Annotated in this window: 20 protein-coding genes; 5 read left to right on the forward strand and 15 right to left on the reverse strand. The window is 72.3% G+C overall.

What is annotated here, in order from left to right; all coding sequences use genetic code 11:
- Positions 1–71: 71 nt before the first annotated feature.
- From ACIRPK_RS02170 to argC, 13 genes are all read right to left on the reverse strand, one after another.
- Positions 72–674 carry a GNAT family N-acetyltransferase gene (locus ACIRPK_RS02170; RefSeq protein WP_403031633.1) on the reverse strand — a complete coding sequence of 201 codons (603 nt, stop codon included), beginning with the start codon at positions 672–674 and terminating at the stop codon, positions 72–74.
- A gap of 136 nt (positions 675–810) precedes the next feature.
- On the reverse strand, positions 811–1,638 hold the full coding sequence (locus ACIRPK_RS02175) for a MetQ/NlpA family ABC transporter substrate-binding protein (protein WP_403031636.1): 828 nt from the start codon (positions 1,636–1,638) through the stop codon (positions 811–813).
- 101 nt (positions 1,639–1,739) lie between these two features.
- Positions 1,740–2,477 (reverse strand): methionine ABC transporter permease, encoded by a 738-nt coding sequence (locus tag ACIRPK_RS02180; protein ID WP_403031638.1) that lies wholly within the window; start codon positions 2,475–2,477, stop codon positions 1,740–1,742.
- The gene (locus tag ACIRPK_RS02185; RefSeq protein ID WP_403031640.1) at positions 2,474–3,499 is read right to left on the reverse strand and encodes a methionine ABC transporter ATP-binding protein; all 1,026 of its coding nucleotides are present in this window, start codon (positions 3,497–3,499) and stop codon (positions 2,474–2,476) included. The genes ACIRPK_RS02180 and ACIRPK_RS02185 overlap by 4 nt, the downstream gene beginning before the upstream one ends.
- A 386-nt stretch (positions 3,500–3,885) precedes the next feature.
- Entirely contained in the window at positions 3,886–4,380 is a 495-nt protein-coding gene (locus ACIRPK_RS02190; RefSeq protein WP_403031643.1) for a GNAT family N-acetyltransferase, read from the reverse strand.
- Between the two features lie 253 nt (positions 4,381–4,633).
- Complete coding sequence (locus ACIRPK_RS02195; protein WP_403031646.1) at positions 4,634–4,921, reverse strand: hypothetical protein; 288 nt, start codon at positions 4,919–4,921, stop codon at positions 4,634–4,636.
- A 54-nt stretch (positions 4,922–4,975) separates the two neighbouring features.
- Positions 4,976–6,400 carry an argininosuccinate lyase gene (gene argH, locus ACIRPK_RS02200; RefSeq protein WP_403031648.1) on the reverse strand — a complete coding sequence of 475 codons (1,425 nt, stop codon included), beginning with the start codon at positions 6,398–6,400 and terminating at the stop codon, positions 4,976–4,978.
- A gap of 78 nt (positions 6,401–6,478) precedes the next feature.
- Positions 6,479–7,672 (reverse strand): argininosuccinate synthase, encoded by a 1,194-nt coding sequence (locus tag ACIRPK_RS02205; RefSeq protein WP_403031651.1) that lies wholly within the window; start codon positions 7,670–7,672, stop codon positions 6,479–6,481.
- A gap of 269 nt (positions 7,673–7,941) precedes the next feature.
- On the reverse strand, positions 7,942–8,490 hold the full coding sequence (locus tag ACIRPK_RS02210; RefSeq protein WP_403031654.1) for an arginine repressor: 549 nt from the start codon (positions 8,488–8,490) through the stop codon (positions 7,942–7,944).
- 23 nt (positions 8,491–8,513) lie between these two features.
- Entirely contained in the window at positions 8,514–9,707 is a 1,194-nt protein-coding gene (locus ACIRPK_RS02215; protein WP_403031656.1) for an acetylornithine transaminase, read from the reverse strand.
- Positions 9,704–10,636, reverse strand: a complete 933-nt coding sequence (gene argB / locus ACIRPK_RS02220) for an acetylglutamate kinase (protein ID WP_403031659.1) — start codon at positions 10,634–10,636, stop codon at positions 9,704–9,706. The genes ACIRPK_RS02215 and argB overlap by 4 nt, the downstream gene beginning before the upstream one ends.
- 13 nt (positions 10,637–10,649) lie before the next feature.
- Positions 10,650–11,801, reverse strand: coding sequence for a bifunctional glutamate N-acetyltransferase/amino-acid acetyltransferase ArgJ (gene argJ, locus ACIRPK_RS02225; RefSeq protein ID WP_403032709.1), 1,152 nt, complete (start codon positions 11,799–11,801; stop codon positions 10,650–10,652).
- A 14-nt stretch (positions 11,802–11,815) separates the two neighbouring features.
- On the reverse strand, positions 11,816–12,844 hold the full coding sequence (gene argC / locus ACIRPK_RS02230; RefSeq protein ID WP_403031662.1) for an N-acetyl-gamma-glutamyl-phosphate reductase: 1,029 nt from the start codon (positions 12,842–12,844) through the stop codon (positions 11,816–11,818).
- A 245-nt stretch (positions 12,845–13,089) separates the two neighbouring features.
- Here argC and ACIRPK_RS02235 point away from each other — a divergent pair, with 245 nt between their 5' ends.
- From ACIRPK_RS02235 to ACIRPK_RS02255, 5 genes are all read left to right on the forward strand, one after another.
- Positions 13,090–13,782 (forward strand): Clp protease N-terminal domain-containing protein, encoded by a 693-nt coding sequence (locus ACIRPK_RS02235; protein ID WP_403031665.1) that lies wholly within the window; start codon positions 13,090–13,092, stop codon positions 13,780–13,782.
- 99 nt (positions 13,783–13,881) lie between these two features.
- Positions 13,882–15,693: a M6 family metalloprotease domain-containing protein gene (locus ACIRPK_RS02240; protein ID WP_403031668.1), complete on the forward strand. Its 1,812-nt coding sequence runs from the start codon at positions 13,882–13,884 to the stop codon at positions 15,691–15,693.
- Positions 15,690–16,487 (forward strand): hypothetical protein, encoded by a 798-nt coding sequence (locus ACIRPK_RS02245; protein ID WP_403031671.1) that lies wholly within the window; start codon positions 15,690–15,692, stop codon positions 16,485–16,487. Before ACIRPK_RS02240 ends, ACIRPK_RS02245 begins: the two co-directional genes overlap by 4 nt.
- A 40-nt stretch (positions 16,488–16,527) precedes the next feature.
- On the forward strand, positions 16,528–17,439 hold the full coding sequence (locus ACIRPK_RS02250; protein ID WP_403031674.1) for a RimK family alpha-L-glutamate ligase: 912 nt from the start codon (positions 16,528–16,530) through the stop codon (positions 17,437–17,439).
- Positions 17,440–17,442: 3 nt separating this feature from the next.
- Positions 17,443–17,748: a hypothetical protein gene (locus ACIRPK_RS02255; RefSeq protein ID WP_403031677.1), complete on the forward strand. Its 306-nt coding sequence runs from the start codon at positions 17,443–17,445 to the stop codon at positions 17,746–17,748.
- Positions 17,749–17,770: 22 nt separating this feature from the next.
- Here the strand turns inward: ACIRPK_RS02255 and ACIRPK_RS02260 are convergent, their stop codons facing one another.
- Both ACIRPK_RS02260 and ACIRPK_RS02265 read right to left on the reverse strand, forming a co-directional pair.
- Positions 17,771–18,928, reverse strand: a complete 1,158-nt coding sequence (locus ACIRPK_RS02260; protein WP_403031679.1) for a methyltransferase — start codon at positions 18,926–18,928, stop codon at positions 17,771–17,773.
- Positions 18,929–18,940: 12 nt separating this feature from the next.
- Complete coding sequence (locus ACIRPK_RS02265) at positions 18,941–19,960, reverse strand: endonuclease/exonuclease/phosphatase family protein (protein WP_403032712.1); 1,020 nt, start codon at positions 19,958–19,960, stop codon at positions 18,941–18,943.
- Between the last annotated feature and the right edge of the window lie 52 nt (positions 19,961–20,012).

The following is a 20,012-nucleotide window of genomic DNA, read 5'->3' on the forward strand; positions in this document are numbered from 1 at the left end:
GCGGCGGAGCCGCACAACAGCACAGCCCCGAGCCCCCGACTCTCCCGAACCACCTGCCAAGGGCTGGGCGTTCAGCGGCCGGCCGCGAAGTGCGGTTCGCGGGGGTTGACCGGTTCGAGGTCTTCCGGGAGGAGGCTCCAGAGGATCAGGTCGGTGCGGCTCTCCTCGCCGTCCCGCACTATCCAGGCGCTCCGTAGGACGCCCTCGCTGATGCAGCCGAGCTTCTGGGCCACCTGCTGGCCGGCGGTGTTGCCCGCGGCGGTGCGCAGTTCGAGCCGGAGGAAGTCCCGGTCCTCGAACAGCCACTGGGCGACGCCGTTCACCGCTTCGGGGGCGTAACCTTCGCCACGGGCCCAGGCCGCGGTCACGTAGGTCGCCTCGGTGGAGCGCAACCGCCAGTCGGTGCAGCGCAGTTCGACCACGCCGACGACCCGCTGGGTGAGGTTCTCGGTGACCGCGAAAACGATTCCGCGCCCGTCCGCCCGGCGGGCGGGGGCCAACTCCCGGATCCACTCCAGGGCGTGGCCCTCGGTGAAGGGCTGCGGGATGGCGGTCCAGGCGTGCACCTGCTCGTCGGCCATCATGGCCACCAGGCTGGGCGCGTCCGTCTCCGCGAGGGGGCGCAGCAGCAGCCGCTCGGTGCTGATCGCGGTCTCGGGGAAGCTCGCTGCCATCCGTCTCTCTCCTCGCCGGGTCGTGGACTTCACGGTACGCCCCGCCCTGTGCGGGCCGTGACACGGTACCCGCAAACGAGGTGATGGCACCCCCGCCCGCCGGCGAGGGTGCCATCACGAACCGTCAGCTGCCCGCTCAGAAAGCCGGGATGACCGAACCGTTGAAGGTGGTGTTGATGTACTCCTTGACCTTGTCGGAGTGCAGCAGCTCGGCGAGCTTCTTCACCCGGGGGTCGTTCTCCTTGCCCTTCTTGACGGCCAGGATGTTGGCGTACGGGTTGCCCGCGGCCTTCTCCAGCAGGATCGCGTCGGTGGCGGGCTTGAGGCTGGCCTCCAGCGCGTAGTTGCCGTTGATCACGGCGGCGTCCAGGTCGGGGAGCGAGCGGGGCAGCTGGGCGGCCTCCAGCTCCTTCCACTTCAGGTTCTTCGGGTTGCTGACCACGTCGGCCGGGGTGGCGGCGGTGCCCACGCCGTCCTTGAGCTTGATCACGTTGTTGTCGGCGAGCAGCTTGAGCGCCCGGCCCTCGTTGGTGACGTCGTTGGGCAGGCCGACCGTGGCGCCGTTGGCCAGCTCGGTGACCGACTTCACCTTCTTGGAGTACAGGCCGAGGGGCTCCAGGTGCACGGTCTCGACCGAGACGATGTCGGTGCCCTGCTTCTTGTTGAAGTCCTCGAGGTACGGCACGTGCTGGAAGTAGTTGGCGTCGGCCGAACCGTCCTGGACGGCGGTGTTCGGGGTCACGTAGTCGGTGACCACCTTGACCTCGAGCTTGAGCCCGGCCGCGTCGGCCAGGTTCTTCTTGACGTAGTCCAGGATCTGCGCGTGCGGGGTCGGGCTAGCGATCACCGTGAGCGCGGCGTCCGGGCTGGAGCCGGACGAGGAGCTGTCGCTGCTGCAGGCGGTGAGCGACAGGGCGAGCCCGGCTGTGGCGAGGACGCTGGTGAACTTCAGGACGTTACGCACGAAAAGTGCCTTTCTCCATGGAACGGACGGTCGGCCGGATCGCTTCTGGCGATCCGCCGGCCAGGTCTCGCGGCCGGCCCCGGGTCGGGCCGGCCGCGTGGTCAGTGCGGAAGGACGAGCTCCTCGTCCTTCTCGGCGGGGGTGGCGCGCGAGCGCAGCAGGCGGGTGGTCCCCCCGGACCCGCCGCGGTTGGTCAGCCGACGGACGATCAGGTCACCGGCCAGCTGGATGACCGTCACGATGACGGCCAGTTCGGCGACGATCACCCACATGAAGCCGGTCTCGAAACGCAGGTAGCCGTAGTTGATGGCGAGGAAGCCGAGGCCGCCGCCGCCGACCGTGCCGGCCATCGCGGAGAACCCGATCAGCGCGATGATCGTGGTGACCACGGAGGAGACCAGCGAGGGCAGCGACTCGGGGAGCAGCACCTTGCGGACGGTGGTCCAGGTCCCGCCGCCCATCGCGTGCACGGCCTCCACCAGGCCCCCGTCGACCTCACGGACCGAGGTCTCCACCAGCCGGGCGAAGAACGGGATGGCGCCGACCGTCAGCGGCACGGTGGCCGCCTCCCAGCCGATGGTGGTGCCCGCCACGGCCCGGGTGAAGGTCTGCAGGGCGACCATGATGATGATGAACGGCATCGAGCGGCCGAGGTTGACGACGGCTCCGATCACCCGGTTCACCGGGGCGTTCTGCAGCGCGCCGCCCTTGTCGGTGAGCACCAGCAGCAGGCCGAGCGGCAGCCCGAGCAGCACGGTGACCACGGTGGCGACGCCGACCATCTGGAAGGTCTCCCAGGTGGCGGGCCACATCAGGTCCTGCATCTGATCCCAGGTCATGCCGCTGCCCCGCCCTTCTCGTCGAGCACGTCCACCTGCAGGCCCTGCTCGCGCAGGAAACCGATCGGCACCACGTTGTCGCGGTGCCCGCCGGGCAGTTCGACCCGCATCCGGCCGACCATCCGGCCGCCGATGGTCTCCACCGCGGCGCCCAGGATGTTGATGTCGATCTGGTAGGTGCGGGCCAGCTGGGAGACGAACGGCCGGGCCGAGGTGTCGCCCTGGAAGGTGATCTCCAGCACCGTGTTACCGGGGTGGCCGTGGCCGAACTCGCCGAGCGGGAAGAGCTCGCGGGCCAGCTCGGAGTTCTCGGTGGCCAGCAGGTCGGTCAGCTTCCCGGCCTCGACCACCCGGCCCCCGCGCATCAGCGCGGCGGAGTCGCAGACGGACTTGATGACGTCCATCTCATGGGTGATCAGCAGCACGGTCAGGCCGAGCTGCCGGTTGAGGTCGCGCAGCAGGGCGAGGATCGAGCGGGTGGTCTCCGGGTCGAGCGCCGAGGTGGCCTCGTCCGAGAGCAGCACCTTGGGGTCGCCGGCCAGCGCCCGGGCGATGCCGACCCGCTGCTTCTGGCCGCCGGAGAGCTGGCCGGGGTAGGCGCGGGCCTTGTCGCCCAGGCCGACCAGGTCGAGCAGTTCCCCGGCCTTGCGGCGGCGCTGGGTGCGGTCCAGGCCGATGATCTCCAGCGGGAGCTCGACGTTCTGCTGCACGGTGCGCGAGGCCAGCAGGTTGAAGTGCTGGAAGACCATGCCGATCCGGCGGCGGGCGGCCCGGAGTTCGGCGCCCGCGCGCTGCTCGGTACCGGGCAGCGCGGTCAGGTCGACGCCGTCCACGGTGACCGTGCCGGAGCTGGGGCGCTCCAGCATGTTGACGCAGCGGATCAGGGTGGACTTGCCGGCGCCGCTGGTGCCGACGACTCCGTAGACCTCGCCCTCGCGCACGTGCAGGTCCACCCCGGCCAGGGCGGAGACCTCGCGGCCTCGGGTTCGGTAGACCTTGGTCAGGTCCTTGGTGGTGATCACGGCTGCTTCCGTTGGTCGGGGGCGGACGACGGCATGCGGAGGCACACCTCTGAGGGAGGATCAGGTCCGGCCATGCTTCGATCGTGGCCGCTGGGCGGCGGGGGCGCGCGTGGGCGTGACCCTTACGAGTCACGGCACGGGGTGCGCGGGAAGAGGGGCGAGAGCCCTCAGAAGCGACACATTCGACAACAACACATGCAGCGCGCTCCGGCCGGCGTGCCGCCGGTGGGGGTGCAGGTCGTCGTCGTGGTCATGGATGAAAGTAAATCAGACATATGGACACGGTCCCAATTATCAGGAACACCGGTCCGAAATACGGACACGACACAGGCGTACCAACGCAAAGAGCACCCGACCGGTCATCAGGTCGGGTGCTCTCCGCACGTTCAGGCGGCGGCCGCGACCGCCGCCCGCTTCTCCAGCGTGACGATGCTCAGGCTCCGGCTGACCTCGCGGACCTCGGTCTGCCGGTAGCCGTGCCGGGCGTACAGCCGCAGGTTGCCCAGGCTGCGGTGGCCGGTGAACAGCTCGAAGGAGCTGACCGGGCCCTCGGCGCTGAGCTGCCGCTCGACCGCGTCCAGCAGTCGGCCGCCCAGGCCGTGCCGCTGCATCCGGGGGTGCACCACCAGGCGGTGGACGTGCGCCGTGCCGTGCTCGTCCACGGAGCCGCGGACGGTGCCGACGATCTCCTCGCCGAGTCGGGCCACCAGGACGTGGCGCTCGGCCAGCTCCGCGCGCAGGCTCTCCAGGCTCTGGGTCAGGGGCTCGATGGCCCAGTCGCCGTACAGTTCGGCCTCGGACTGGTAGCCGAGGTACTGGAGCTTGAGGATCTGCTCCGCGTCCTCTTCGTTCGCCACCGAGATGTTCACGCTCATGCCCATGTGCTGGGGCCTCCCCATCGTTAGTTCCCGGTGCGCGGGGTGAGGGTGGCACACCGGTTGCCCTGCGAAGGATTCCCGGCCGGGGATCTGCCCTGACCGGGGGTGGCGCAGTCGTGCCCCGACTGTCCTCGGGGTCGGATCTGCGCGCCTGCCCAGTATCCGGCCGCTTGAGGGAGCGTCAAGGGCACGTTCGCCAGCGCTCTACCCACCGTCCGGCCTCCGGCAACCTTCCGGCCGCCGGACGTGGCGAGCGTCACTCCGGCCGTTCGGTGTGCAGGAGGGCGCGCAGGCAGGCGAGGCAGCGTGAGCGGGTGGGTCCGATACTGCCGCGCGGCAGGCCGAGCCGCTCGGCGAGTTGGCGGTAGGTCAGCTCGGGGGCCTCGGCGAGGGCGGTCATCAGTTCGGGGCAGCGGCCGGGCAGGCGGGCCAGCGCGCGGCGCACCGCTCGTTCCCGGGCGGCGGTCAGCACCTGCTCCTCGGCGGACGGGACCACCCACTCCGTTCGGGTGAGGACGGGGCGCAGTTCGGCGTAACGGATCACACCCGGAGAACGACGAGGGGACGCCCGTGGGCGTCCCCTCGATCAGGCGAACCTTCAGCCCTGGACCCACTCCTGCTGGACCGCCAGGCCGGCCTTCAGCTCGGCCAGCTGGACCGCGACGGCGGACGGCGCGGTGCCGCCCCGTCCGTTCCGGGAGGCGATCGAACCGTGCACGGTGAGCACCGAGCGGACCTCGGGGGTCAAGTGCGCGGAGATCTCGGCGAACTGCTGGTCGGTCAGGTCGGAGAGCTCGATGCCCCGGGCCTCGCAGAACGTGACGCAGGCGCCCGCCACCTCGTGCGCGACCCGGAACGGGACGCCCTGCCGGACCAGCCACTCGGCGATGTCGGTGGCCAGCGAGAAGCCGGCCGGGGCCAGCTCCTCCAGCCGCTCCCGGTGGACCGTCAGGGTGGCCATCATGCCGGTGAAGGCGGGCAGCAGGACCTCGAGGGTGTCGCAGGAGTCGAAGACCGGCTCCTTGTCCTCCTGGAGGTCCCGGTTGTACGCCAGCGGGAGCGCCTTGAGGGTGGCCAGCAGGCCGGTCAGGTTGCCGATCAGGCGGCCGGACTTGCCCCGGGCCAGCTCGGCGATGTCCGGGTTCTTCTTCTGCGGCATGATCGAGGACCCGGTGGAGAAGGCGTCGTGCAGCGTGATGAAACCGAACTCCTTGGTGTTCCAGATGATCACCTCTTCGGCGATCCGGGACAGGTTGATCCCGATCATCGCGGTGACGAAGGCGAACTCGGCGACGAAGTCCCGCGAGGCGGTGCCGTCGATCGAGTTGCCCACCGAGCCGTGCTCGAAGCCCAGCTCGGCGGCGACCGCCTCCGGGTCCAGGCCGAGCGAGGAGCCGGCCAGCGCGCCGGAGCCGTACGGCGAGACGGCCGTCCGGGTGTCCCACTGGCGCAGCCGCTCGGCGTCCCGGCCGAGGGCCTGGACGTGGGCGAGCACGTGGTGGGCGAACAGCACCGGCTGGGCGTGCTGGAGGTGGGTGCGGCCCGGCATCGCGGTGTCGGGGTGCGCCTCGGCCAGGCCGACCAGCGCGTGCTGGAGGTCGAGCAGCAGACCGCCGATGATCTTCGCGTGGTCCCGCAGGTACATCCGGAACAGGGTGGCGATCTGGTCGTTCCTGGACCGGCCGGCCCGCAGCTTGCCGCCCAGGTCCGGGCCGAGCCGCTCCAGCAGGCCGCGCTCCAGCGCGGTGTGCACGTCCTCGTCGGCGACCGTGCCGGTGAAGGCGCCTGACGCCACGTCGGCCAGCAACGCGTCCAGGCCGCCGAGCATGCCGGTCAGCTCGTCGTCGCTGAGCAGCCCGGCCTGGTGCAGCACCCGGGCGTGCGCCTTCGAGCCCGCGATGTCGTACGGGGCCAGCCGCCAGTCGAAGTGCACGGAGGCGGACAGCCTGGCCAGCGCCTCGGAGGGGCCGTCGGCGAAGCGCGCGCCCCAGAGGCGGACGTCGGCGTTCTGATCGGCGGTCATCGCGTGGGCTCCTTCTAGGTGTTCGGGTAGTACGGTGCCCCGGCTGCCCAGGGCAGCCGGGGCGTTCTACAGCGGGGATCAGGCCAGGTCGCGGCGGGCGGCGATCTTCGAGGACAGGCCGAAGATCTCGATGAAGCCCTTGGACATGGACTGGTCGAAGGTGTCGCCGGTGTCGTAGGTGGCGAGGTTGAAGTCGTACAGCGAGCGGTCCGACTTCCGGCCGTTCACGACGGCGCGGCCGCCGTGCAGGACCATCCGGATGTCGCCGGAGACGACCTGGTTGGCCTCGTTCAGGAAGCCGTCCAGCGCGCGCTTGAGCGGGGAGAACCACAGGCCGTCGTAGACCAGCTCGGCCCAGCGCTGCTCGACCTGCCGCTTGTAGCGGGCCAGCTCGCGCTCGACGGTGACGTTCTCCAGCGCCTGGTGCGCGGTGATCAGCGCGATCGCGCCGGGGGCCTCGTAGATCTCCCGGGACTTGATGCCGACCAGGCGGTCCTCGACCATGTCGAGCCGGCCGACGCCCTGGGCACCCGCCCGCTTGTTGAGCTCCTCGATCGCCTGTAGCACCGAGACCTTGCGGCCGTCGATCGCCACCGGCACGCCGGCCTCGAAGGTGATGACGACCTCGTCCGCCTCACGCGGGGTGGCCGGGTTCTGGGTGTACTCGTAGACGTCCTCGATCGGGGCGTTCCAGATGTCCTCCAGGAAGCCGGTCTCGACGGCGCGACCGAAGACGTTCTGGTCGATCGAGTACGGGTTCTTCTTGGTGGTGACGATCGGGAGGTTCTTCGCCTCGGCGAAGGCGATCGCCTTGTCCCGGGTCATCGCGTAGTCGCGGACCGGGGCGATGCACTTCAGCTCGGGAGCGAGCGACTGGATGCCGACCTCGAACCGGACCTGGTCGTTGCCCTTGCCGGTGCAGCCGTGGGCGACCGTGGTGGCGCCGTGCTTCTTGGCGGCGGCGACCAGGTGCTTGACGATGGCCGGCCGGGACAGCGCCGAGACCAGCGGGTACTGGCCCTGGTAGAGGGCGTTGGCCTTGAGGGCCGGGAGGCAGTACTCGTCCGCGAACTCGTCGCGGGCGTCGGCGACCTCGGCCGCGACGGCGCCGCAGTCCAGCGCGCGCTGGCGGATCGCCTCGAGGTCCTCGCCGCCCTGGCCGACGTCGACGGCGACGGCGATGACCTCGGCGCCGGTCTCCTCGGCGATCCAGCCGATGCAGACGGACGTGTCCAGACCGCCCGAGTAGGCGAGTACGACGCGCTCGGTCACGGCTTTCTCCTTCACAACAGTGCGAACAGGGTTACGACGACAGGCATAAGTATGCACTACGCCGTATGAAACTCAAAATACGGGGGTCGCCTGCGGCGGGCTCCGGGGGTGACGGGCCGCCTGCGGCGAGCCTTCGGAAGGGGTCGCTTACGGCGGGCTTCGAAAGCGGGAGCCGCCTGCGGCGGGCTTTTCGGAGGATTCGGCGGTGGAGCCGCCTGCGGCGGGCTGGTCTGGGCGGGGGCTGGGCCGGAGCCGCCTGCGGCGGGTGCCTACTGGGCCTTGGCCTGGGCCAGTTGCATCAGGTGGTCGGCCAGGGCCTGGCCGCCGAACGGGTCGCGGCTGATCAGCAGGACGGTGTCGTCGCCGGCGATGGTGCCGATGATCTCGAAGACCTCGGCCTGGTCGATCGCCGAGGCGAGGAACTGGGCGGCGCCCGGCGGGGTCCGGAGCACCACCAGGTTGCCGGAGGCGGTGGCGGACACCATCAGTTCACCCGCGAGCCGGGCCATCCGGCCCTCGGTGGCGGACTCCCCCATCGGGGCGCGCGGGGTGCGGTCCCCGCCCTCGGCCGGGACGGCGTAGATGAGCGCGCCGTCCCGGTTCCGGATCTTCACCGCGCCCAGCTCGTCCAGGTCCCGGGAGAGGGTGGCCTGGGTGACCACCAGTCCGTCGTCGGCGAGCAGCTTGGCCAGCTGGCTCTGCGAGCGGACGGGCTGACGGGTCAACAGGTCCACGATCCGCCGGTGCCGTGCGGTGCGGGTCTGCGGGACCTGCGAGGTCGGCCCGGCGGCGGGCTGGTCGGAGTGGGAAGCGGTCATGCGAGGATTCTCCCGGAGTTCGCTCAGACGTTCGCGTCGGGGGCGACGCTGTTCAGGATCTCCGGAAGCGCGGCCAGGAAGCGGTCCGCCTCCTGCTCGGTGAACACCAGCGGGGGGACCAGCCGGACGGCGTCCGGAACGGCGGCGTTGACCAGGAAGCCGGCCTGCTGGGCGGCCGCCTGGACCCGGCCGGCGACCGGCGCGGTGAGCACGATGCCCAGCAGCAGACCGGCGCCCCGGACGTGGTCGACCAGCGGGGAGCCGATCGCCTCGATACCGGTGCGCAGCTGCTCGCCGACCTTCTGCACGTGCGCCATCAGCCCGTCGGCGACGATCGTGTCCAGCACCGCCAGACCCGCCGCCGCCACCACCGGGTTGCCGCCGAAGGTGGTGCCGTGGTGCCCGGCGTGGAACAGCTCGGCGGCCGGCCCGAAGGCCACCGTCGCACCGATCGGCAGCCCGCCGCCGAGACCCTTGGCCAGCGTCACCACGTCCGGCTCGACGCCCTCGTACGCCTGGTGGGCGAACCAGTGGCCGGTCCGGCCGATGCCGGTCTGCACCTCGTCCAGCACCAGCAGGGTGCCGGTGGCCCGGGTGATCTCCCGAGCCGCCGTCAGATAGCCCTCGGGCAGCGGGATCGCGCCGTTCTCGCCCTGGATCGGCTCCAGGAAGACGGCGGCGGTCTCGGTGGTGACGGCCGCCCGGAGCGCCTCGACGTCGCCGAACGGCACGTACGTGACGTCCCCCGGCAGCGGGACGAACGGGGTCTGCTTGGCGGGCTGGGCGGTGAGCGCCAGGGCGCCCATGGTCCGGCCGTGGAAGCTGCCCTGGAGCGAGACCAGGTGGGTCCGGCCGGTCAGCCGGCTGATCTTGAGGGCGGCCTCGTTGGCCTCGGCGCCGGAGTTGCAGAAGAACACCCGGCCGCCCTCGCGGTCGAACAGGTCCAGCAGCCGCTCGGCCAGCCGGACGGTCGGCTCGGCGATGAACAGGTTGGAGACGTGGCCGAGCTGTCCGATCTGCGCGGTCACCGCCTCGATCACGGCCGGGTGGGCGGTGCCGAGCGCGTTCACCGCGATCCCGCCGACCAGGTCCAGGTACTCCTTGCCGTCGGCGTCCCAGAAGGTCGAGCCGGCGCCCCGCACCAGCGGGATCCGGGGGGTGCCGTAGTTGTCCATCAGCGTGTGCTGCCACCGCTGGCTGAGCTGGTCGTTCGTCATGCCAGGCCCCCCAGGACCGTCGTCTCGTCGTCCGGCACCACCATGGTGCCGATGCCCTCGTCGGTGAAGATCTCCAGCAGCAGGCTGTGCTGCACCCGGCCGTCCAGCACGCGGGCGGTACCGACGCCGGAGCGGACCGCGTTCAGGCAGCCCTCCATCTTCGGCAGCATGCCGCTGGCCAGGGTCGGCAGCAGCTCCTCCAGCTCAGTGGTGCCGAGCTGGCTGATCACGTCGTCGGAGTTCGGCCAGTCCGCGTACAGGCCCTCGACGTCGGTGAGCACCACCAGCATCTCGGCGCCCAGCGCGACCGCCAGGGCGGAGGCGGCGGTGTCCGCGTTGATGTTGTACACGTGGCCGTCGGTGCCGCGCGCGATCGAGGAGATGACCGGGATCCGGCCGTCCCCGATCAGCGCCTTCACGGCGCCCGCCTCGATGTTGACGATGTCTCCGACCAGGCCGATGTCGACCTGCTCGCCGTCCACCACGGCGTACCGCTTCACGGCGGTCATGGTGTGCGCGTCCTCGCCGGTCATCCCGACCGCGAACGGGCCGTGCTCGTTCAGCAGCCCGACCAGCTCGCGCTGGACCTGACCCGCCAGCACCATCCGCACCACGTCCATGGTCTCGGGGGTGGTGACCCGCAGGCCGTTGGTGAAGGAGGACTCCAGGCCGAGCTTGCCGAGCTGGGCGCTGATCTGCGGGCCGCCGCCGTGCACCACCACCGGGTGCAGACCGGCGTAGCGGAGGAAGACCACGTCCTGGGCGAAGGCCGCCTTCAGCGACTCGTCGACCATGGCGTTGCCGCCGAACTTGATCACCACGGTCTTGCCGTGGAAGCGCTCCAGCCAGGGCAGCGCCTCGATCAGGGTCAGTGCCTTGGGCAACGCGGTGTTGTTACGGGCCTGTTCGCCCTTGGGTGCGATCTTCACGGGGTCCCCCGGCTCAGGTGGAGTAGGCGCTGTTCTCGTGCACGTAGTCGGCGGTGAGGTCGTTGGTCCAGACCGTGGCCGCCGCGTCGCCGGCCCGCAGGTCGGCGGTGATGACCACCTCGCGGCCGGTCATGTCGACCAGGTCCCGGTCCTCGCCGACGCTGCCGTCCTTGCAGACCCAGACGCCGTTGATCGCCACGTTCAGCTGGTCCGGGTCGAAGGCCGCGTCGGTGGTGCCGATCGCGGCCAGCACCCGGCCCCAGTTCGGGTCCTCGCCGTGCAGGGCGCACTTGAGCAGGTTGTTCCGGGAGATCACCCGGGCCACCTGGACGGCCTCCTGCTCGGTGGCGGCGCCGGTCACGTCGATCCGGATGTCCTTGCTGGCGCCCTCGGCGTCGCCGATCAGCTGGCGCGCCAGGTCGGCGCAGACGGTGGCCACCGCGGCGGCGAACTCGTCCTGCTCCGGGACGAGTTCGGAGGCACCCGAGGCGAGCAGCAGCACCGTGTCGTTGGTGGACATGCAGCCGTCCGAGTCGATCCGGTCGAAGGTGGTGTCCGTCGCGCTGCGCAGCGCGACGTCCAGGCCCCCGGCGGTGACGTCGGCATCGGTGGTCAGCACCACCAGCATGGTGGCCAGGCCGGGGGCGAGCATGCCCGCACCCTTGGCCATCCCGCCGACCGTCCAGCCGTTCTTCGTCACCTGTGCGGTCTTGTGCACGGTGTCGGTGGTCTTGATGGCGATCGCGGCGGCCTCGCCGCCGTCGGCGGAGAGCGCCTTGGCGGCCTGCTCGACGCCGGGCAGCAGCAGGTCCATCGGCAGCCGGAGCCCGATCAGGCCGGTGGAGGCGACCGCCACCTCGCCCGCGCTCAGCTCAAGCTCGGCGGCCACCTTCTCGGCGGTGGCGTGGGTGTCCTGGAAGCCCAGCGGACCGGTACAGGCGTTGGCGCCACCGGAGTTGAGCACCACGGCGGAGATCCGCCCGCCCTTGACCACCTGCTCCGACCAGCGCACGGGGGCGGCCTTGACCCGGTTCGAGGTGAAGACGCCTGCGGCGGCGTTGGACGGGCCCTCGTTGACCACCAGGGCCAGGTCGGGGGTGCCGCTGGCCTTGATTCCGGCGGTGACGCCGGCGGCGCGGAAGCCCTTGGCCGCCGTCACGCCGATGCTCTGGGGGTTCGTCACGGTGCGACTCCGTTCAGCGGGAGGCCCAGCTCTTCCGGCAGGCCGAGGGCGATGTTCATGCTCTGCACCGCGCCACCGGCGGTGCCCTTCACCAGGTTGTCGATCGCGCTGATCGCGATGATCCGGCCCGCGTGCTCGTCCAGAGCGACCTGGACCAGCGCGGCGTTCGAGCCGTAGACCGAGCTGGTCTGCGGCCACTGGCCGGCCGGCAGCAGCCGGACGAACGGCTCGCCCGCGAAGGCCCGCTCGTACGCGGCGCGCAGGCTCTCGGCGGTCACGCCGGGCTTGGCCTTGGCGCTGCAGGTGGCCAGGATGCCGCGCGGCATCGGCGCCAGCGTGGGGGTGAACGAGACGGTGATCTGCTCGCCCGCGACCGGGCCGAGGTTCTGCGCCATCTCGGGCGTGTGGCGGTGCCCGCCTCCGACGCCGTACGGGCTCATCGAGCCCATCACCTCGCTGCCGAGCAGGTGCGCCTTGGCCGCCTTGCCCGCGCCGGAGGTGCCGGACGCGGCCACGATCACGGCCTCCGGCTCGGCCAGCTTCGCGGCGTACGCCGGGAACAGCGCGAGCGAGACGGCGGTCGGGTAGCAGCCGGGGACGGCGATCCGCTTGGTCCCCTTGAGCGCGGCCCGGTGGCCGGGCAGCTCGGGCAGGCCGTACGGCCAGGTGCCGGCGTGCGGGGAGCCGTAGAACTTCTCCCAGACCGCCGCGTCCTTGAGCCGGAAGTCCGCCCCGCAGTCCACCACCAGCACCTCGTCGCCGAGCGCCTCGGCCACGGCGGCCGACTGGCCGTGCGGCAGCCCGAGGAAGACGATGTCGTGCCCGGCCAGCACCTCCGGCGTGGTGGGCTCCAGCACCCGGTCGGCCAGCGGCAGCAGGTGCGGCTGGAGCTCCCCGAATCTGGCCCCGGCATTCGACCCGCCGGTCAGCGCCCCGATCTCGATCTCCGGATGCCCGAGCAACAGACGCAGCACCTCCCCGCCCGCATACCCACTGGCGCCGGCGACGGCGACTCGCAATGCCATGATGATCCCTCCTAGGACTCGGCATGAATATACGCATCACGGAACATTCATGCAAGAAGTCCCCGCGGCCCGCCCTGGGCGCCCAATCCGGTCGGCAGCGTGCCACAGCCTGCCATCCGACACCTGGAGCCGCGCACCTCTCCATCAGGTCGCACCCCACCCTGAATCCACCCGCACATCCCTACCGTCCTCCAGATGTCAACTTCGGGTTGACGTCAGGGCTGACGTCAACCTACCGTTGACGCATGACGATCCCCGTACGCCTCGACGACCTGATCGACGCCATCAAGAAGGTGCACCCCGACGCGCTGGACCAGCTCTCCGGTGCCGTCATCGCCGCCGACCACCTCGGCGACCTGGCCGACCACCTGATCGGCCACTTCGTGGACCAGGCCCGCCGCTCGGGTGCCTCCTGGTCCGACATCGGCAAGAGCATGGGCGTGACCCGACAGGCCGCCCAGAAGCGCTTCGTGGCCAAGGACCCGGGCGAGCCCGGCGACCTCGACCCGAGCCAGGGCTTCGGCCGCTTCACCGACCGGGCCCGCCAGGCGGTGATGGCCTCCCAGGAGGAGGCCCGCGCCGCCGGGAACCAGGAGATCCGGGCCGAGCACCTGGCCCTCGGCCTGCTCGCCACCCCCGAGGCGACCGGCACCCGGGCGCTGACCGCCCAGGGGGTCACGCCCGAGGCGCTGCGCGCGGCCGTCGGCACCGTGCTGCCCGCGCCGGTGGCGGACGTGCCGGGGCTGATCCCGTACGACGCCGGTGGCAAGAAGGCGCTGGAGCTGACGTTCCGCGAGGCGCTCCGGCTCGGCCACAACCACGTGGGCACCGAGCACATCCTGCTCGCCCTGCTGGAGCTGGAGGGGGCCGACGGCCTGCTCGGCCGGCTCGGCGCCAGCAAGGCGGCCACCGAAAGCTTCGTCCTCGAACAGGGCTGACCCCGCAAGGCCGCTCCCTCGCACGGCGGTATCCAACGCGCGCTCCGCTGACTACCATGAGTAGCCACGAGATCGCAGTCCGCTGCCGAGGGAGTCGCCATGCCCCGTTCCCGCGCCGTCCGGTCCGACTTCTGCGCCGTCTCCCCCAGTCCGGAGCTGCGCCAACGCCTCCAGGAGGAGCTGGCCCGGGTCCGCTCCGGCCCCGACGAGCTCACCGGCCAGCTGGCCGTCGGGCGCACCCCCAAGCGGCTCGGCTTCGACGACGGCGCGATCTTCCCGCCCGACGAGTTCCCGCTCGGCACGCCGTACAACACCATCCAGTCGGCCGCCGCCGACCGGGCCCCGCTGCGCGGCCCGGTCCGGGTCGCGGTGGTGCTGGCCGACTTCTCCGACCGGGCGATGACGGCCACCAAGGCCCACTTCGAGCAGCTGTTCTTCTCGCTCGGCGAGCTCCCGCACGGCAGCGTGCGGGAGTACTACCGCGAGGTGACGCACGGTCTGATCGACATCGTCGGCGAGGTGGTCGGCCCGATCCGGCTGCCGCAGACGCTGGCCTGGTACGCCAACGGCAACTTCGGCATCGGCAGACCCAGCGGCGAACCGCGCGCCCACCTGATGGCCCGTGACACGGCGCTGGCCGCCGACCCGTTGCTCGACTTCGCCCCGTACGACAACGACGGCAACGGCTTCGTGGACGCCTTCATCGTGGTGCACGCCGGCTCCGGCGGCGAGGCCACCGGCCGCCCGGGCGACATCTGGTCGCACAAGTGGACGCTGCCCGCCGCGCAGAACGCCGACGGCACCAAGATCTTCGCCTACCTGACCATCCCCGAGGACGCCAGGATCGGGGTCTGCGCGCACGAGCTCGGCCACCTGCTGTTCGGCTTCCCCGACCTGTACGACACCGACGGCAGCTCCGAGGGGGTCGGCAACTGGTGCCTGATGGGCGGCGGTTCCTGGGGCGGCGGCGGTGACGTCCCGGTGCACCCGTCCGCCTGGTGCAAGGTCAACCAGGGCTGGGCGAGCGCCACCGTGGTCACCACCGGCGGCCCGGTCGCGTTCGAGGACGTGAAGTCCAGCCACACCGTGCACCGGCTCTGGAAGGACGGCGCGGGCGGCAGCGAGTACTTCCTGGTGGAGAACCGCCAGCAGAGCGGCTACGACGTCTCGCTGCCCGGCGAGGGCCTGCTGGTCTGGCACATCGACGAGAGCAAGCCCGGCAACACCGACGAGAACCACTACAAGGTCGGCCTGCTCCAGGCCGACGGCCGGCGCGACCTGGAGCTCGCCCGCAACCGCGGCGACGCCGGCGACCCGTACCCGGGCAGCACCGGCAACAACACCCTCAGCGGCGCCACCTCACCGAGCACCAAGTCCTATGCCGGTGCCGACAGCTGCGTGTCCGTCAGCGCGATCCCGGCCGCCGCCGTCACCATGACCGCCACCGTCTCGGTCTCCTGCGGCAAGCCGCTGACCAAGGAGCTCAAGGACGGCGGCAAGGAGCTGAAGGACGGTCGCAAGGAGCTCAAGGACGGGCTGAAGGACCTCAAGGAGCCGCTCAAGGACCGCAAGGACGGCCGCAAGGAGGCCAAGGAGCCGTTCAAGGAGCGCAAGGACGGCAAGGACCGCCTGGAGAAGGGCCAGTTCGAGCGGCCCGGCGATCCGTTCGGTGCCGGTCAGGACGACCCGGTGCCGGCCGCCGTGCTCGACCTGCAGAGCAGGCTGGCGGCGGTCGAGCAGGCCCTCGGCACCGGCGAGGGTACGGCGGCCGAGCCGTTCATCGGCTCCGCCCTCCGGCCCGACCTGCAGGGCGGCCCGGCCTACGGCACCGGGGCCGACACGCTCCGGCAGGCGATGGCCGACGGCGACGCGCAGGCCAAGCGGGCGTTCGACACCCTCCCGCCGCAGTGACCCCGGTGGTCCTGGTGCTGGCCGACCGGGCCGACCTCGGGGCGGCCGCGGTGGCCCGCGCACTGGCCGGCCGGCTGGGCGGCGACCGCGTGCTGCCGCTCTCCCCCGCCGAGCTGGCCCGGGCCCGGTGGAGCCACCGGGTCAGCGCGGCCGGGACCGCCACCACCCGGCTGACCTTCCCCGACGGCCAAGTGCTCACCGACACCGGCACGGCGGCGGTGCTGCACCGCCTGTCCGCACTGCCGGTGCTCGGTCTCGGCCGGGCGAGCCCGAAGGACCTCGACTACGCCCGGGCCGAGCTGCACGCGCTGGTCGCCGGCTGGCTGCTCGGCCTCGGCTCCCGGGTGCTCGGCCTGGTCAGCGCGTACGGCACGGCGCACGGTCCGCTCTCCCCCACCACCGCCCTGGTGCACGCCGAGCGCTGCGGTCTGCCGGTCGCCCGCAGCGGCGGGGCGACCAGGGGCGGGCTGCTCACCGCCGCCTCCGGCGAACTCGAACTGCCCCGGCCGGCCTGGCCCGGCGGGGCGAACGCACCCGTCCCGGTCGAGATCCGGCCCGAGCCGGGTCTCGACCGCCTGCTGTACTGCGGCTCCCGCCCGGTCGGCCGCCTCGCCGACCGGTACGGACCGCGGCTGCACCGGCTGGCCGGGCTACTCGGCACCCGGCTGTTCGAGCTGCGCCTCGGGCCGGACGGCTCGGTCACCGACGTCGACCCCTGCCCGCCGCTGGCCACCGCCGAGCAGCGGGCCGCCGTCACCGACGAACTGGTCGCGCTGGCCCGGAGCGGCAGTTGACCCCGCCCCGCAGTCCGTGCCCTCCGTCCGGGAGCCGCGCATGATCGTCTTCTACGGCTGCCCCGACGACCCGCCGCTCACCCTGGCGGCCGACGCCGCCCGGGCGGCGGGCCTGCGCCACCTGGTGGTCGATCAGACCCGGCTGGCACGTTACGACTTCGTCGGCGGCGCCGGGCTGGCCGGGTACCTGCTGGCCGAGGGCCAGCGGCTCGCGCTGGACGGGATCACCGCCGTCTACGCCCGCCCGCTGGAGCCCCCGGCCCCCGGGGGCGACACCGCCGCCCGGGCCAGGACGGCGGCCTTCCACCGGTGGTTCACCGAGTGGCTGGACGTGGCCCGGGCGTTCGTGGTGAACCGGCCCCGGGCGATGGAGTCCAACGGGTCCAAGCCGTACCAGGCCCAGCTGATCGCCCGGGCCGGCTTCCCGGTGCCGGAGACCCTGGTCACCGACGACCCGGCGGAGGTGCGCGCGTTCCACGCCGAGCACGGTCGGTTGGTCTACAAGTCGACCAGCGGCATCCGGTCGATCGTCCGGGAGTTCACCGCCGCCGACGAGTCACGGCTGCACCTGGTGCGCGGGCTGCCGACCCAGTTCCAGGCGTACGTGCCGGGCCGCGACGTCCGGGTGCACGTGGTCGGCGACCGGGCCTTCGCCGCGGCCGTGGACTGCCCGGCGGTCGACTACCGCTACGCCGAGCGAGACGGGCTGCGCGCCGAGCTGACCGCGTACGAGCTGCCTCCCGGGATCGAGAAGCGCGCGGTCGCGCTGGCCGCGGAGCTCGGGCTGCCGCTGGCCGGGATCGACCTGCGGGAGCGGCCGGACGGAGACTGGGTCTGCTTCGAGGTGAACCCGATGCCCGCGTACAGCTACTACGAATCGCACACCGGTCTGCCGATCGCTTCCGCGATCGTCGACCTGTTGGCCGGAGCCCCGGCCGCCCTGGAGGTATGAACGATGGTCGCCCCGGTGGAGAACCTCACCGCCCTGCGGGTCCGCCTGCTCGCGGTCGCCCCGCACCCCCGGCTGGCGGGGTGGGTGGCGGCGAGCGTCCAGGTGCTCTCCGCCGCCCCGGTCGAGGGGCGGGCCGACCTGCTCTCGCAGCGGGTCGGCGAGCCGCTCGACCTGGCGGTCCGGCAGGAACTGCTGGCGGGGGTGCCGACCGGCTCGGTGCTCCGGCTCCGGGCCCGGTTGGCCGTCGGCGAGGCCCTGGCCGAACAGGCCCCGGCCCCGGCCGACTTCGGCGTCGAACCCGGTCTCTAGGCGAGACCGGAGGCTGCGGAGGCTAGTCCTTGACCGCCCGGAGCAGCACGAACTTCGGGTCGCTGCTGACCACCTGTGAGTTGCCGAACAGCCGGCGCAGCTTGACGTGGTAGCCCAGGTGCCGGTTGCCGATCACCCAGAGCTCGCCGCCGGGGCGCAGCGCCCGCTTGGCGGTGGTGAACATCCGCCAGGAGGTGGCGTCGGTGGTGGCCTGGTGGGTGTGGAACGGCGGGTTGTTGAGCACCAGGTCGAGCGAGTCCGGCTCGGCGTCGGCCAGCGCGTCGCCGACCGTGAACCCGGCCTTCGCCGCCGCGCCGAGCGCGGCCCGGAAGGTCGTCTCGGCGGAGGCGACGGCCTGGTACGACTCGTCCACGAAGAGCAGCTCGGCCTCGGGGTTGGCCAGCGCGGCGGCGGTGCCGACCACGCCGTTGCCGCAGCCGAGGTCGGCGATCCGCTTCGGCCCGGTGGTGGCCGGGAGGTGGGCGAGCAGGAAGCGGGTGCCGATGTCGAGGCGCTCGGCGCAGAAGATGCCCGCGTGGTTGGTGACGGTCCGGCCGGAGACCGGGCCGATGCCGTCGGGGAGGGCGTAGCTGATCGGCCACGGGCTGGCGGCCCTGGGCAGCGCCGGGTCGGGCGTGCAGTGGATCAGCCGGGCCTTCCTGACTGCCAGTGAGGTCCTGGTCGGGCCGAGGATCCGCTCGAACAGGTGCAGCGTGGAGGTGTGGATCTCGGTCACCATGCCGGCCCCGATCACCACCGTGCCGGAGTGGACGGCGGGCGCCAGCCGGTGCAGCTGGTCCTCCAGCAGCGCCAGGCTCTTCGGCACCCGGACCAGCAGCACGTCGATCCGCTCGGGCGGCGGGTCCTGGGTGGTCAGCAGCTCGACCGCGCCCGGCTCGGCGCCGTTGCGGGCCAGGTTGTCGGCGGTGGCCCGGCGGCCGAGCCAGGAGTCGGAGATCTGGGTCGGCCGGTGCGCGGCGAGCGCGGTGGCCAGGGCGCCCCAGCGGTCGCCGAGCAGCACCACCCGCCCGCTCAGGTCCACCGGCGGTGCGCCGTCGATCCCGTGCAGCTGCCGGAGCAGGTACTCGTCGGCGGCGTCCCAGGCCCGGAGGCGGTCGCGCTGGTCCTCGGGGAAGCGGCTCAGCTCGAACTCGCCCCATGACGTCGTGAAACTTTCCATCGTCGGCCCAGGCTATCCGAGCCGGGGCGGTCCCCTTCCGGATCGGCCCGGCTGTGACTCGTTCGGCTCCGCCACCGGGCCGGCGCGGCCCGGACGGGGCGGCCCCAGGTCGATCCGCGCCGCCACCGGCAGATGGTCGCTCGGGGTGGGTGGCAGGGTCCGGCTGCCGGACACCTTCGCGCCCCGGGTCAGCACGTGGTCGATCCGCGCCAGCGGGAAGCTCCGGGGCCAGCTGAACTCCCGGCGGCCGTTCTCCCCGAGCAGCCGGGTGACCGGGGCCAGGCCACGGTCGTCCAAGGCGCCGTTGAGGTCGCCGAGCAGGATCACCCGGGGCAGCGGTTCGGCCGCGAGCACGGCGGCCAGCAGTCGGGCGCTCTCGTCCCGGCGGTCGGTGCCGTAGCCGCCGGGGCCGAGCCGGACCGAGGGCAGATGGACCACGTACACCGCCGTCTCGCCCGCCCCGGTGTGCAGGGTGGCCCGGAGCGCCCGGCGCCAGTCGGCGGTCAGGGCGCGGGGCTTGAGGTCGACCGGCCGGACGTCGGTGAGCGGGTACCTGGACCAGAGGCCGACGGTGCCCTCGACCGCGCGGTACGGGCGGTCGGCGCCCAGGACCGCCTGGTAGTCGGGCAGTCGCTCCGGGAGCAGCTCCTCCAGGGCGACCAGGTCCGCCCCGCTGTCGGCCAGGGTCCGGGCGGTGCCGGCCGGGTCGGGGTTGGCGTCGTCCACGTTGTGCTGAACCGCCGTCAGCCCGGTCCGGCCCCCGTCGGCGGCGGGCGGGAGGAACCGCACCGTCCAGACCAGCAGCGCGAGCGTGACCGCCAGGCCCGCCGTGGCGGAGCGGCGGAGCAGCGCGGCCGGCAGCAGCACCGGCAGGGCCAGTCCGAGCCAGGGCAGGAAGGTCTCCAGCAGGCTGCCCAGGTGCCCCGGCCGGTTCGGCAGCAGGGCGGGCCGCACCAGCAGCGCCGTCACCAGGACGGCCGCTCCCGCCACCCACCGCCCGCGCCGCCAGGTCCCCGTGTCCACGGCTGACAGGAGGTCAGAAACGGGCGCGCCGGTTCCGGCCCGGGCGGGTAACGTCCGGTCC

It is taken from the genome of Kitasatospora sp. NPDC101801, assembly GCF_044766665.1.
GTDB lineage: Bacteria > Actinomycetota > Actinomycetes > Streptomycetales > Streptomycetaceae > Kitasatospora.